At 48.1% G+C, this 14,558-nt stretch carries 13 protein-coding genes and 1 tRNA gene; 5 read left to right on the plus strand and 9 right to left on the minus strand.

Going from position 1 to position 14,558, the window contains the following annotated elements:
- Positions 1–2: 2 nt before the first annotated feature.
- The gene (locus TLL_RS06050; RefSeq protein WP_011057037.1) at positions 3–848 is read right to left on the minus strand and encodes a tetratricopeptide repeat protein; all 846 of its coding nucleotides are present in this window, start codon (positions 846–848) and stop codon (positions 3–5) included.
- 120 nt (positions 849–968) lie between these two features.
- Here TLL_RS06050 and TLL_RS06055 point away from each other — a divergent pair, with 120 nt between their 5' ends.
- From TLL_RS06055 to TLL_RS06065, 3 genes are all read left to right on the plus strand, one after another.
- Positions 969–1,196, plus strand: coding sequence for a hypothetical protein (locus tag TLL_RS06055; protein WP_011057038.1), 228 nt, complete (start codon positions 969–971; stop codon positions 1,194–1,196).
- 12 nt (positions 1,197–1,208) lie between these two features.
- Positions 1,209–2,234, plus strand: coding sequence for an ABC transporter permease (locus TLL_RS06060; RefSeq protein WP_011057039.1), 1,026 nt, complete (start codon positions 1,209–1,211; stop codon positions 2,232–2,234).
- A gap of 72 nt (positions 2,235–2,306) precedes the next feature.
- Positions 2,307–2,744 carry a peroxiredoxin gene (locus TLL_RS06065; protein WP_011057040.1) on the plus strand — a complete coding sequence of 146 codons (438 nt, stop codon included), beginning with the start codon at positions 2,307–2,309 and terminating at the stop codon, positions 2,742–2,744.
- Positions 2,745–2,845: 101 nt separating this feature from the next.
- Here the strand turns inward: TLL_RS06065 and TLL_RS06070 are convergent.
- The 8 genes from TLL_RS06070 to TLL_RS06105 all read right to left on the minus strand — a co-directional run bounded on the left by TLL_RS06070 (position 2,846) and on the right by TLL_RS06105 (position 12,722).
- A tRNA-Ser gene (locus tag TLL_RS06070) sits at positions 2,846–2,932 on the minus strand.
- A gap of 79 nt (positions 2,933–3,011) precedes the next feature.
- On the minus strand, positions 3,012–5,372 hold the full coding sequence (locus TLL_RS06075) for a GumC family protein (RefSeq protein ID WP_011057041.1): 2,361 nt from the start codon (positions 5,370–5,372) through the stop codon (positions 3,012–3,014).
- 19 nt (positions 5,373–5,391) lie between these two features.
- Positions 5,392–6,408 (minus strand): NAD-dependent epimerase, encoded by a 1,017-nt coding sequence (locus TLL_RS06080; RefSeq protein ID WP_011057042.1) that lies wholly within the window; start codon positions 6,406–6,408, stop codon positions 5,392–5,394.
- Between the two features lie 27 nt (positions 6,409–6,435).
- Positions 6,436–7,719: a nucleotide sugar dehydrogenase gene (locus TLL_RS06085; RefSeq protein WP_011057043.1), complete on the minus strand. Its 1,284-nt coding sequence runs from the start codon at positions 7,717–7,719 to the stop codon at positions 6,436–6,438.
- Position 7,720: 1 nt separating this feature from the next.
- Positions 7,721–8,884, minus strand: a complete 1,164-nt coding sequence (locus TLL_RS06090; protein ID WP_164920829.1) for a glycosyltransferase family 4 protein — start codon at positions 8,882–8,884, stop codon at positions 7,721–7,723.
- Between the two features lie 19 nt (positions 8,885–8,903).
- Entirely contained in the window at positions 8,904–9,965 is a 1,062-nt protein-coding gene (locus TLL_RS06095; RefSeq protein WP_011057045.1) for an EpsG family protein, read from the minus strand.
- Between the two features lie 334 nt (positions 9,966–10,299).
- Positions 10,300–10,548, minus strand: coding sequence for a FeoA family protein (locus TLL_RS06100; protein WP_011057046.1), 249 nt, complete (start codon positions 10,546–10,548; stop codon positions 10,300–10,302).
- The gene (locus tag TLL_RS06105) at positions 10,545–12,722 is read right to left on the minus strand and encodes a CHASE2 domain-containing serine/threonine-protein kinase (RefSeq protein WP_231833845.1); all 2,178 of its coding nucleotides are present in this window, start codon (positions 12,720–12,722) and stop codon (positions 10,545–10,547) included. The genes TLL_RS06100 and TLL_RS06105 overlap by 4 nt, the downstream gene beginning before the upstream one ends.
- A gap of 420 nt (positions 12,723–13,142) precedes the next feature.
- Here TLL_RS06105 and TLL_RS06110 point away from each other — a divergent pair, with 420 nt between their 5' ends.
- On the plus strand, positions 13,143–14,183 hold the full coding sequence (locus TLL_RS06110) for a LysR family transcriptional regulator (protein WP_011057048.1): 1,041 nt from the start codon (positions 13,143–13,145) through the stop codon (positions 14,181–14,183).
- 105 nt (positions 14,184–14,288) lie between these two features.
- On the plus strand, positions 14,289–14,558 hold the full coding sequence (gene rpsO / locus TLL_RS06115) for a 30S ribosomal protein S15 (RefSeq protein ID WP_011057049.1): 270 nt from the start codon (positions 14,289–14,291) through the stop codon (positions 14,556–14,558).

The raw sequence follows: 14,558 nt of genomic DNA on the forward strand, positions 1-14,558 counted from the left end.
CGCTATTGCTGTGGTGAGGGTTCAGGGGTCCCTGGAGATTCCTGTTGCATCTGCTGTGCCGCCCGCTGAATGGCATCTTTATACTTGGCAGGCGCTAATTCCACCGCTTTAGCATAGAGGGCAGCCGCCTGAGTCTTTTTCCCCTGTTCTGTCAGTGCCATCGCTTGGGCAAGCACTGGCCGAAAATCGTTGGGATTTTCTTTGCCTAGATTTTGGAAAAGGGTTAGCGCCTCATCATAGCGTTTTTGAGTCATATAAACATCGCCAAGGAGGAGTTGGACAGCCGTGACGTCCACGCTCCCCGGTTGGACTTTATTGGCTTGCTCTGCTCCTTGGAGGGTGTCTTGAATCAAACCAATGGCAGCTTGAGGACGATTTTCCTTGAGGTAAAGATCCACCAGAGCCCGCAGGGCATTGAGGTTCCCCGGAGATTTCGCCAGAACCCCTTGAAAGGTTTGGGCAGCCCCCTCGCGATCGCCCGTTTGTTGTTGCGCTTGCCCTAGAAGAATGGCATAGTCTGTTTGTTCGGGTCGCTGAGCTGACAACCGCCGCAGGGGGTCAATGACGCTGGCAATCTCTCCTTTGCCCAGTTGAATCAGTTGCAACCGCGCCAGCACTAAGCCTTCCAATGCGGTGGCATTGTTGGGTTCCCGCTCCAGGACCAGTTGATAGCCCTTTTCTTGGGCCTGCAGCTCTGCAATTTTGTCCCCAGCGGCAGGCCTAGCCATCGGGCTTGGGGTAGCTTGGGGTGGCGTAAAGGCACTAGTGAGCAGAGGCATCACAGAAATGGCAATGAAGGGAATCATCCCCAACAGCAACACGAACAGGGTGATCCATTTCTTGCGCATTTTGCCTCCTAACCAATGCTTCCCTTGCCAGTATGATTCTAGCCTAGGGGCATGGTGTCATTGCCAATTTTCATTTGGCTTCCCCTTGCTAAAATTTGAAAAATTCCTCGGAGAGCCGCCATGAGTGAACTAACGCCAGAAACTATTAATTGTGCAGAGGCCTGTGTCAATGGCTGTGTCTTGGGCGATCGCTGTCCCAACCGCGAGTACATTGCCGCCGCCAGCAAGTTTATGCATGAGACCCCCCTCGATCAGATTTTGCAAATTGCAGCAGATAGCTATCCGAAACGACTCTTGGCCTCAATTGAGCGCGATCGCCAGCGCGCAGCAAACCCACCCCAAGAATAACTCGAGCTAGTCATGTCTCGTCTGCGTGCATTGCAGGGGTACTTGCTTCTGCGGCTTTTACTGGCGCCACTGATGCTGTGGACAATTGTCACCGTCGTCTTTTTACTGCTGCGAGCCACGCCGGGGGATCCCGTGGATGCCATTTTGGGCCCCCGTGCGCCGGCGGCTGTGAAGGAGGCCCTGCGAGAACAATTGGGCTTGGCGCAACCCCTGTGGCAGCAATACTTGAATTATTTAGGGCAACTTCTGCGATTTGATCTGGGAACCTCCCTCACCAGTCAAGGGGAAGCAGTCACTAGGATCATTGCCAAGCACTTTCCTGCAACGGCAGAATTAGGCCTCGTCAGTCTGGCGATCGCCCTTGGCTTAGGAGTGCTCATTGGCAGTCTCGCCGCGGTGAAATCCGGAACCGCTTGGGATATAGCTGGGCGTCTCTTTGGCATCATCACCTACGCCTTGCCCCTCTTTTGGTTTGGGATGCTCCTGCAACTGCTGTTTGCGGTGAATCTGCGTTGGCTTCCCTTGGGCAGCCGCTACCCCATTACCGAAACACCCCCCCAAGGCCCCACTGGGCTGTATATGCTTGATGCCCTCCTGAATGGCAATCTTCACCAACTGGGAACTGCCTTTACCTACTTGCTTCTGCCTGCGATCACGCTGGCGATCGTCCTCAGTGGCATCTTTGAGCGTATTGTGCGCGTGAATCTCAAGCAAACCTTAGTGGCAGATTATGTAGAAGCCGCCCGTGCCCGTGGCATTCCTGAACATCGAATTCTCATTCACCATGCCCTCAAGAACGCCTTGATTCCCGTGATCACCGTTTTGGGCTTCACCCTTGCGAGCCTCTTGGGGGGAGCAGTATTAACAGAGGTAACCTTTTCTTGGCCGGGGCTGGGGCAACGACTCTACGAAGCCATTACTCTGCGGGATTATCCGACGGTGCAAGGGATTGTGGTTTTCTTTGCTGTGATTGTGGTTGCTGCCAGCATTCTCATTGATGTGCTCAATGCTTGGATTGACCCCCGCATCCACTACTAACTTTTTGGCACCTGCCGATAAAATAAAGAACAAAACAACGTAATAAATCTTAAAGTTAGGAGGTTATGCACCATGGCTCTAGCCGTTGGCACACCCGCACCCCCCTTTACTGCCAAAGACACCCAGGGCAATACCATCTCCCTCAGTGACTTTGCAGGCAAAACTGTGGTGCTGTACTTTTACCCCAAGGATGACACCCCCGGCTGCACTAAGGAGGCCTGTAGCTTTCGCGACAACTATGCCGCCTATCAAGGCAAAAATATCGTCGTTTTGGGCGTGAGTGCAGATGACGAAACCTCACACCAAAAGTTTACTGCGAAATTTAACCTTCCCTTCCCGCTGCTGGCGGATGTTGATAGGTCGATTATCAAAGCCTACGACGTGGATGGGGGCGGCTACGCCAAGCGAGTTACCTATGTGATTGACGGCAATGGCATCATTTCCCATGTTTATACCAGCGTGAAAACCGACACCCACGCCACCGACATTTTGGCGGATCTTGGCCTGTAGGTCACCCCAATAAAGTCATCATTAATATCATCAATGAAAGTAATAGGGAGGCGGCTAGAGCAGCTCTGGCTGCCTTTTTGTTAATTGAATTGTTAATTGAACGGAGAGAGAGGGATTCGAACCCTCGGTGGCATCACTGCCACACTCGATTTCAAGTCGAGCGCATTCGACCACTCTGCCATCTCTCCGAACATTCTTTATTTTAGCCTTAGTTCGAATGCCAAAGGCCAAGGAGTAGAGGGCGGCAGGTGAAGGATTAGGTGTTCTTCAGGCAGAAGTCGCAGAAATTGAAGCCATCTCTAAGTCAGTAGCCCTAGTTTGGAAGTTACCAAACCGTTGGTTGGCTTTGACCACACCATTGACCACAATCCCAAGCATCTTTTGCCGTAAACCCAGATCGCAGGCTTTCAGCGCTTCGGCCAAGGCCGCCTCTCGTGTTTTCCTTAAGCGTACCACCAACAGTGCCCGGTCTAGTGCTGTCAACACTCGATATGTATCCGCAGCAGCCAGGATCGCAGGAACATCAACAATCACGACGTCAAAAGTTTCTTTAGTGCTGTCTAGGAAATCAAACCAGCGATAAGAACTAAACAGCGCCATGGGTTCCTGCTGCGCCTGACCTCCCGTCAATACCCAGAGTCCCTCAGTAAGATTGGCCAAAAGACTAGGCCAGTGGGGCAGAGGCATCGTTCCCTGTAACAGTTCCCCTAAACCATTGACGTTGGGAATGCCAAGAACTTGATGAAGGCTTGGTTGGTGCAAATTGGCATCCACCAGCAAGACCCGCTTTCCTATCGCCGCTGCCGCCAAAGCAAGATAAAGGGCAATGGTAGTTTGTCCTTCTTGACCACTGGTGCCCATGACTGCTAAGGCGTGGGGTGACCCCAACACCTCTAATTGCGTCAGTAGGAAGTAAAAACTTTCTTTAAAAGCAGGACTGACCCCCGGCAAACGGTGTTGCAGCCCCCACAGCGTCAATGGTGCTTCTAAACGACTAAAGGCCAGTTGATCAAAAGTCTTGGTCACAGGAATCTGACCCAAAATAGGTAAGGGGGTCTGTTGGCGAATCTGCTCCACCTCCAGAAAGCGATCATCCAACCAATCCATGATCAAGGCAATTAGCACGCCAGAAATTCCCCCAAGTGCCAAAGCCATCAACAATGCCGTTGATAAGCGTGTGCTCACCTGATACCGCTCCGTATCGTCGATATCAGAAAGAACCTTCCATGTAAAGTCGCGCTGGGCAATTTGGAGTTGCAGCGACTGCCGTGTTTGCAATAGCAGTCCTAGGGATTGTAGTGCAGTTGCAAAACGTTGCTCAATTTTACGGTAGGGGTTGGCAAGGCCTAACAGTCGGGATACTTCTGCTTTGGTTGCCTGAATTTGATTACTCAATTCCGCATCTGCTCTCTTGAGAGCTTCAAGCTCAGTTTTTACCTGTAGATATTTCCCAATCAGCGAATCAGAGACAGCACTGCCATAACCAATTAAGGTTTCAGGGCGAGGAACTTGGTTCTGATATCGAATTGTGATTTGCCGAGCTTGGCGCTTAGACTGATCCAGCAGTTGCCGCTTTTGTTCCTCCAGCGCTTGGACTGTGGGAGATTGATCCGTTAAGTTGCTCCGCTCTCCTGCTAGCTGTGTTTCCGTTGTGGCTAAAGCGCCTAGCAATTGTTGATAATCTCTCGAAGCAGCTAAGTTAGAAGCAGCCAGTGCTTCATCAGGAGAAAGCTTTAACTGTGCCTTTAAGGAATTAAATGTTTCCTGGGTAGATTCCAGTTTCACTCTATTTTCATTTCTTTTGTATTCTAACTCAATTAGAAGATTGGTATAAGTCTGAAGATCACTCATGCCAGAAGCTGAGTTTCCAGAATTTGGAGAATTTGTAGAAGTTGTAACATCAGGGCGTACAACTCGATTTTGATATCGGAATTCATTGAGTTGACTGTCAAGATCGTCAATTTGACTAAGGGTCTTTTGAATTTCTTGATTGAGGTAGCGAAGATTGTCTGATATTTGCTCTTGTTTTTGCGCCTCATTAAACTTTTTTAATTCTTCAACAATAATTTTTAATGCTGATTCTAGCTTTGTTTTATCTTTTGCAATAAAAGTAATTCTTACTATCTTTGAGCTGCCTTTGCTAAGTAATTTTTTTTCTGCTTGGTCCTCGATTTTTATAGACTTAAGAAATGTTTCATAGGAATATTGCTCTCGATCTAAATCAGGATTGTCTTTAAGGAATTTTTCATAAATGGGCTTTAGGACGATATCACTATTGAGTATTTGTAGTAGTGTTGTTGCATCACCTTCTATTGATGCTGATAGTAGAGGAAGAGGCAAAGACGCGAGATTACGGATTGCCTCTGAGGTCGCTCCTGGTCGAGCACCTGGAGGCTGGATTGGCTCAACCTGAAGCAAAATGGAGTATTGATAGTTCCTTAGAAACAAGTAATAGCATCCTAAGTAGCCGATCGCAACGAATGCACCAACTAATGCAGCAACCGCTGAACGCCGCTTCAAACCTCGCAACAGTTCGTCAACAGTTACTTTGTCAATGGGTCGTGGCTGCCACAAACTCAGCTGTGAAGCTTCAGGGGGAAGGGACAGATGGTTATTTTCACTGGACATGGCGGCTTCTCAAGACATCTTAAACACGATAGTAGTCACGATACCATTCCACAAACCGTTGTACACCAATCTCAACAGGGGTGATGGGTTCATAACCTGTATCTTCTTTGAGGGCGGTTACATCGGCATAGGTATCAGGCACATCTCCCGGCTGCAAGGGTAAAAAAGTGATGAGAGCCTTTTTGCCAAGGTACTCCTCCAAAAGCTCAATGTAGCGGAGAAGCTCAATGGGACGATGAGCGCCAATGTTGTACACTCGCCAGGGTGCTAAACTGGTGGCGGGATCTGGTGTTTCGCCACACCAAGCAGGGTTGGGAGCTGCCGGCCGATCTAAGACGCGCAGAATACCTTCGACAATGTCATCAATGTAGGTAAAGTCACGGCGATGTTTCCCATAGTTAAAGACGGGTAGGGGTTCATTATTCAGAATTGCCCTAGTAAACTTAAACAGTGCCATGTCAGGGCGACCCCAAGGGCCATAGACGGTAAAAAAGCGCAGTCCCGTTGTCGGAATATTATAGAGGTGGCTGTAGGTGTGTGCCATGAGTTCGTTGGCCTTCTTGGTTGCCGCATACAGGCTCAGTGGATGATCAACGTTATCGTGAACGGAAAAAGGCAGCTTTTTATTCGCGCCATAAACACTGGAACTACTGGCGTAGACCAAATGCTCTACGCGGTGGTGGCGACAGGCCTCTAAAATGTGGAGAAAACCAACGATATTACTATCAATGTAGGCAAAAGGATTTTCTAGGGAATAACGCACGCCTGCTTGGGCTGCCAGGTGAATTACCTTTTGCGGAGAAAAGTCTGCAAAGAGTTGGTTCACCCCCAGGCGATCAACTAAATCAATTTTTCGAAAAATAAACTGACCCGGTTGGCTAGAAATGTTCAGGTGTTCTAGGCGAGATTTCTTAAGGTTAACATCATAGTAGTCATTCAAATTATCCAAGCCAATCACGCGATCGCCCCGCCGTAGGAGTGCCAGAGCCGCCCCATGACCAATGAATCCAGCTACGCCCGTTACTAAAACATCCATCGCCCCCTCCTTGAAAACTTAAAGGTGTTAAAGGCGCCCATCTGCATCTTCCTTGGACAATACCCACTTGACATCATACAGAGCACTTGGAGTTTTCAAGCAACGGCGAATGCCAGCGGCACCCAATTCAAAAAATTGACGATGAGCAACTGCAATCACTGCACCATCCCAGTACTCTGGGTACAACTCCTCAATCAGTGAAATGCCATACTCCTTTTTAGCCAAGTCGGGATCAGCCCATGGATCATAAACATCTACCTGAATACCATAATCTTGCAGCTCAGAAATAATATCGACAACACGTGTATTACGAAGGTCAGGGCAATTTTCCTTAAATGTTAGACCCATGACCAGGACTCTTGCTTGTTGTGGATAGATTCCTTTTTGGATTAGAAGCTTAATAAACTGTTGAGCGACATAAGTGCCCATGTAGTCGTTAATTCGTCGGCCAGCTAAAATCAATTCAGGGTGATAACCATAGGCAGATGCCTGGTAAGTAAGATAGTAGGGATCTACACCAATGCAGTGACCACCGACTAATCCCGGACGGAAAGGCAAAAAATTCCACTTTGTTCCTGCGGCTGTTAGTACCTCTTGAGTGTCAATTCCTAAGCGATTAAAGAGAATAGAAAGTTCATTGACTAAAGCAATATTGACATCCCGCTGAATATTCTCAATCACCTTAGCAGCTTCTGCTACCCTAATTGAGCTACATCTATGGGTTCCTGCGGGTACAATTGAGGCATAGACCCGATCTACAATCTCTGCCACCTCAGGAGTTGATCCAGAGGTAACTTTAACAATCGTAGTCAAACGATGCTCTTTATCTCCCGGATTCACACGTTCTGGACTATACCCTACAAAGAAATCTTGGTTGAAAACAAGGCCAGAAGCTTGCTCAAGAATGGGTACACAGATTTCTTCAGTAACACCCGGATAGACAGTGGATTCATAGACAACAATACTGTTGCGGGGGAGAACATTACCGAGATGTTGAGAAGCAGTTTTAAGAGATCCTAAATCAGGTACTTTATGATCGTCCACAGGAGTTGGAACTGCGACTACGAAAAAGGAGCATTTTTTCAAGTCTTGGATATTGGTTGTGTAAGTTAAATATGAAGCACCTTTTAGCTCTTCAGAACTGATTTCGCCTGTGTGATCATACCCTTCGATGAGTTGGGATACTCGCAGAGAATTTAAGTCATAGCCTAAAGTGGGATATTTTTTGCCGAACTCCACTGCTAAAGGTAAGCCAACATACCCAAGGCCAATCACGGCAATTGAAAGGTTGCTATATTCCATTTGTTGCATCCTACTCTCCTAGTTCTTCCGCAAATAATTGAAGGTATTGAGCATTGATTTTTTTAACATCAAAATCTTCAACGGCCTTTAGGTAGCTATGATATCCCATTGCGTGAACTAACTCTGGTTGATGAACAAATGCTTCCATAGCTTTTGTTAGAGCATTGACATCACGCGCTGGAACTAGAAAACCATTATAGCCGTCAATAACGGTTTCGCGACAGCCTGGTGTATCTGTGGTGATAATGGCTCGGCCAACAGCCATAGCCTCTTGAATGCTTCGAGGAATACCCTCTCGGTAAGAAGGAAGGACAAAAACACTGGTTTTGCAGAAATAGGTTTTACAATCCACAAAGCCAAACCATTGAATAATACCATCATCAATAAAGTTCTGAAGGTCCTCTTTAACTAAGGATCCAGGATTGGCATCGAAGTCTCCCAATAGCCAAAACTCAACTTTTGGATGGTTTGCTTTTATTTGGGATGCTGCTTGTACAAACTCCAGAATGCCTTTCTCTCGGAGAAGTCGGGCAGCTAGGGTAAAAACTAAAGGAGAGGTAGGCACGGGAGAAAACCGCCACTCATTTAAGTTAACACCAGTACCTTTAATCACGGCTACTTTATCGGCTGGTAGTTCGCATAGCTTCTTAATTTCAGCACAGTCATCTGGGTTTTGGAAAATCACTTTTGTTGCTGATGGTAGAGTCATCTTATAAAGCAAAGCTAGTATATTTCCCACACATTTATCTCTCATTGACCGATCATTCATAGAAAAGAAATATCCCAAGCCTGTAAACAGTACAAATCTTTTTTCAATTCCCAGGAGTTTGGCAGCAGTTAATCCCCAAATAATTGGCTTGGCAGTAAATGCAAGAATACAGGATGGATTAATTCTCTTAATGAGAGTCACTAAAGATAGTAAAGTGTGAATATCATGAAATGGATTAACACTGTTCCGCTCAAGGTAGACCTCATCAAAAGATGCTCCTAATTCTAGGATTGCTCTTTTTTCCTTATCTAAGGATGCAGGAACAATACAGTGAACACTATAACCAGATGCGATTAGGTCAATAATTAAATCCTTACGAAAGTTAATTAACATAGAAGCGTTATTACCAATGATAGCAAGTCTGTAGCTTTCTGTATTAGATCTATTAAGTGTTGATTCAGACATAGAATACCTTATAACTGTGCTATACAAACGGATACATACGATAGGGTAACCAAGCAAAAGCATGATCTGCAAAATTGAGCCAAACCCATAGTACCACAAAGCTATAAGCAATAATAAGTATTAGCCATTTGATAAACAGTTTCCAGCTCTTACTTATAAATAGGTAGGGGAATTGACCAAGGACATAGACTTGAATAGGAATAAGATAAAGAGCTAGACGATCAGCTGCTGTAGTGGAACCAGTCAAAAGTAGCAGTGGTGATAAAATGGCTAACCAAGAAATTGATAAATAAACTATACTTGATAGCTTAAATAGATTCCTAGCAGTATAATGCTCCATTAGGAATATAAATGCTGGCAGGAAGTTCATCAGCAGTCTGATAAGGGTACCAGAAGATTCCATTTGACCCTCAATATAAGCAGTTAAAAACCTAGACGTTGAGTTTATGATTAAAACGGAACCAAAAATAAATAGAATTAATAAAAAAAGCAAAACTATACTATTCAATAGTTTTCTGTGCTGAATGGCACTAATAAGTTGTGACACTAAAGGGATTAAAAGAATAAATATTGCAGTCTTGTGGAGCAAAATAGCTAGGAATAAGTACGATAAAAATGTAATAAATTTACCTTGAGCTAGATAAATTAAAGCAATCATTTCAAAGCCGATCGCTCCCGATTGACGGGTATACCCCATTGCAACAACAGTAGTCAGGTATGGAAAGGCAACTACTAAACCTGCATAAGAATTTTTAAGGTGGCGACAGAAATAAAATAGGCCAGATGTGAATATCAAAGCAACTACTGAGTTGACAAAATAAATACCTTGGTTTAAAGTTCCCGCTAGCTTGTTGATTAAATGATAGCCAAAGTCATTCACGGTAATTCCTTCTAAAGCAAACCAAGATTGGGATTTTGCTGCCTCAAGTATGTATATGTACGATTCCCAATCAGCGCCAACTTCAAATCTTAGGCCAATAAACAAGACATAAGTAAAAAACAGAAAAAAGCCATACCATCTCGGTACTTGGACAATGACTGGTATAGCTGTTAAGGCAAAAACAATAAAGTACGGCAGCATGAAGGGTTGTGCGTTACTTTTGCTACCTATAGTACCTTAGCTTAGCTTGAAACATGACTACCATCCACAACTTTCCCACTCTAAGCTCGCCCCCATTGTAGTACCTGTCCTTGTACTATTCATGATGCCTCAAGTCTAATTTATCTCTCTTTTGTAACATGTCACTCCCTTGCGAAATAACTATAGCTGTTGGCTAGGGAGCCGCTGCTTTGGCAGGAACATACAGACGGCTGACCAAAGCATGATCGCCAGGAATCCACAGAATGACTGCTTCTAGCCAATGATGAGTGGAACCCACTGTCGTCAACACCAAGCATGGGCATCTTGGCCCTGTCTAAGGCTTGTTCAGCAGTTCTACGAGAATGGTGCTGGCATCGGTTGCTCGTATGGCCACATCGGTCAGGGCACCCACCCGGATGGCCAAGGTTTGACTAGAGGGGGCACGACGTAGGAGGGTGACGGTTTGACCCACGCTAAATCCCACAGCTGCCAGGCGGCGCTGCCAAGCGGCTGTGCCCTCAATGGCAGTGATACGCGCTGGCGTACCAAGGGGAAGGTCAGAGAGCAACACAGGATCATTCACGAGACGGATGCAGCAGGCGTCCCTAAACGCCGTGCGTCTTGAAGGGCTTCTTTTGCCGAGGGGTAGCGATCGCTAAAATTAAATTTCACCATTTTATTAAGCACTACTGCTAAACCTTCGCTTACTGTGACACACTGTTGCCAATCCACTTCACCGGTGCGCGGATCTCGCGGTAGATCACGGGGTTTAATGCCTGTTAAAGCCTGAAGGACAATCATGCCGACGGCGTAAATATCACTGCTGAGGGTGGGTTGACCAGAGAGCTGCTCAGGGGGAGCATAGCCCATCGTGCCAATGACGACGGTGCTCCCTTGGGTTCTCTCTGCTTCTTGGGGTTGAATTTGTTTCACCGCTCCAAAGTCAATGAGTACCAGCTTGCGATCGCTGGCACGGCGAATAATATTATCGGGCTTAATATCACGGTGAATCACATAGTGACTGTGGACAAAATTCAAGACTTCCAAGATTTCCCGTAGGAGTTGGATGGCCTCGGCTTCCGTGTGTTTACGTTTCAGTTCCTCGCTCAGGGAGACACCATCAATAAATTCCTGCACTAGATAGAATTCCCGATTTTCCTCCACATAGGCAAGCAAGAGGGGAATTTGATCGTGGCGTCCTAGCTTTTCAAGGATTTCTGCTTCGGTATTAAAGAGTCGCCGCGCCACCTGCATAAAGCGCTCGTCGGTGCGTCCCGGTCGCAGATGCTTGACAACACAGAGGGGGTTCCCCGGTCGCTGGGTATCCTGCGCCAAATAGGTGCGGCCAAAACCGCCTGACCCCAAAACTTTTTGGATTTTGTAGCGACCACTGAGGAGGGAACGGGGTTTACCAGTAATTTCTGTGGGTTCTCGCAGTGCTGCATTGAGGGCTGCTGTATCCTCTGCCATTAGCGATCGCAACAGTGCCAAGGCTTTTTCTTGTTCCTGCACTTTTTCTCGGAAAGATTTTTGCTCCTGCTGCGCCTGATAGCTGACGTAGCCTACCATACCCACACTGCTGAGCACTAGAGCGATCGCCGGCGGCACTACAGGAATCCAGCCACTCGCCATGACAAAAATGCCAAAGCCACCACCAAAGAGAACAATGATCCCCCCCACTACCGCGCCCCCCAACCACAGGGGTTGCCGCAGCCACCAGCCAAGGATACTGCCCACCCCAGCCCACAGGAGAATCCAGCCTAGCACCAGCGGCACCGGCCAATACCAAATGGGACCTTCCCCTTCAAGGGCAGCACTCAGGAATTGACTCACCATTTGCCCATGGACCACCACCCCCGGCATTTGCTGCGTCACTGCATCACTACCGCTATAGGGGGTGAGGAAAGTATCTTTGATACTCGGCGCAGACACACCAATCAAAACCACGCGATCGCGAATGAGGTCTTCGCTCACCCGTCCAGTCAGTACATCCGTTAGGGAAACCGTTGGCCCCACTGCGGTCCGTGAGCGGTACTTAAGGAGGGTTTGCATGCCGCGATCGTCTACCGCCACATAGCCACCAGCATCACTGGTGAGAAGAGGAAAATGGACATCATTTAGCGTCAAACCCTTGTCATCGAGTTTGATAGTTTGAGAAGGGTCTTGTTCTAGGTAGCGCAGTGCTAGCATCAGAGCAAAGGAAAAAGGCGTTGTACACCGCTGCGCCTTGGGATTGTTGATTACAAACAGGTTGCGGCGAATGACCCCATCGCTATCGAGGGGAATATCGGCAAAACCCACACGCTCTGGCACCTGTGCTGTGGGAATACTGGGTGGTGGGGGCACCTCGGGTTGTTCCACTGTTTCGCCCGGTGATTTGCACACTGGAATAATGCGCGGGTTGATACGAATCATGTTTTGCAGCTCATCGTGGCCGGGGGGCTGGGGCAAATCGCGGAAAATATCCAAGCCAATGGCACGTGGGCTAGCTGCATTGAGGCGGGTGAGAAGTTCTGCAACAGTGGCATCCGGCAATGGCCACGTTTTTTGGGCCTGAATGTCCTGCTCCGTGACCAGCACTGTCAGGATGCGGGAATCAGGGTCACGGGGGGGTTGCGATCGCACGTAAAAGTCATACAAACTCAGTTCCGACGGCTGAAGCAGTCCCAGTTGGCGCACACCGATCACAACGGCAGCCACCCCTACGGTTGTGGCAAGAACTGGTATCGGCAGCCATTTTGGCCATGGGTAGGGCACGGTTTCAACTCCTCGCGCAATTCTCCAGCAGCTCCCCAAGAGCATCGCTAGACCGATTTTAGCTTTATCCGCAGGAAGCCCGGCGCCGTATTGGTGAATGCTGCTCGAGTAATGAGCAACAGGGTATAGCTTTAAGAAGTGGCCAGTGGAAGCACATGTTCGAGTGGTGCTAGATGGGCGATCGCTCGCTCCACAGTCCAACAATGTAACCAATGTAACAAAATAATGTAACAATATGTAACAAAGGTCAGCAATCGCGCGGAGAAAACCCAACCCTTACAATAGGTTTCAGACGTGCTATTTTGCGTTACTGGCACGCCAAGTTCAGCTTTCTTGTGCGGGGATACATATCAATTGGGCATGATTCCTGATAAGTTCAGAAAAACGCCTCTTGGTGGCACGCCTATGGCCTCAATGCCTATGTCCGAACTGCCCTTTTCCCTCGATCAATTGCGAATCCTGAAGGCGATCGCCCTCGAAGGAAGTTTTAAGCGAGCCGCTGACAGCCTCTATGTCTCCCAACCCGCAGTGAGTTTACAGGTGCAAAACCTTGAGCGCCAACTGGATGTTCCCCTATTTGACCGGGGAGGGCGCCGTGCCCAACTCACCGAAGCTGGACAACTCCTACTGGCCTACGGCGATCAAATTCTCTCTCTGTGCCATGAAGCCTGCCGGGCCATCGAAGATCTGCAAAAATTACAAGGGGGTACCCTGATCATTGGGGCAAGCCAGACCACTGGCACCTATCTCATGCCCCGCATGATTGGGCTATTTCGCAGCAAATATCCCGAAGTTGCTGTTCAGCTCCATGTGCATTCCACCCGCCGCACCTGCTGGAGCTTGGTCAATGGTCAAATTGATCTAGCGATTATCGGCGGTGAAGTTCCCTCAGAACTGAGTGAGCAAATCACCGTTACCCCCTACGCAGAGGACGAACTGGCACTGATCTTACCTGTGGATCATCCCTTGGCTAGTGCCGAAACCTTGACCAAAGAAGACTTGTATAAGCTGAGCTTTATTGCTCTCGATGCCCAATCCACCATTCGCAAGGTGATTGATCAGGTGCTGCAGCGCGCCAACATTGACCCTCGCCGCCTCAAGGTAGAGATGGAGCTCAATTCCATCGAGGCGATTAAAAATGCCGTACAGTCGGGCTTGGGGGCTGCCTTCGTCTCCATTTCCGCCATTGAGAAGGAGTTACAACTGGGGAGCCTACGGCGGATGGGTATCGAAAATGTCGTGGTCAAACGTACCCTGTCGCTGATTACGAATCCTAATCGCTACCGATCGCGGGCAGCGGAGGTCTTCTGCCGTGAAATTCTCACCCAATTTGCCACCTTCGCCATCGATACAGAACTGACAACGCCCAAGCCACCCATCTCCGATAGTGAAAAGCCCCTTAAGGAACTCTTGACGATCGCTCCCCTTGAGGAAAACAGCACCAATGCCAGTAATTCTTAGGGCAGAGCACGACCAGCCAAAGGCCAGAAGGGTCCCCCGTAGGGAGTTTATTATTTCAAACGATCGGAGTATGATAGTAGATCGCGCTGTTCATAACTGATGACCATGGCCCTGCAACACGACGTTAAACAAGAAATTATCAACACCTACCAGATCCACGGTACGGATACTGGCTCCACGGATGTCCAAGTTGCCATCCTCACGGAGCGGATCAAGCAGCTTTCTGAGCATCTCAAGGTGAATAAAAAAGATCACGCCTCTCGCCGAGGACTGCTGAAAATCATTGGCCGTCGCAAGCGGCTATTGGCCTATCTCTATCGCCACGATCCCCAGCGCTATCAGCAACTCATTGAACGTTTAGGAATCCGGGGTTAA

Source organism: Thermosynechococcus vestitus BP-1, assembly GCF_000011345.1.
GTDB lineage: Bacteria > Cyanobacteriota > Cyanobacteriia > Thermosynechococcales > Thermosynechococcaceae > Thermosynechococcus > Thermosynechococcus vestitus.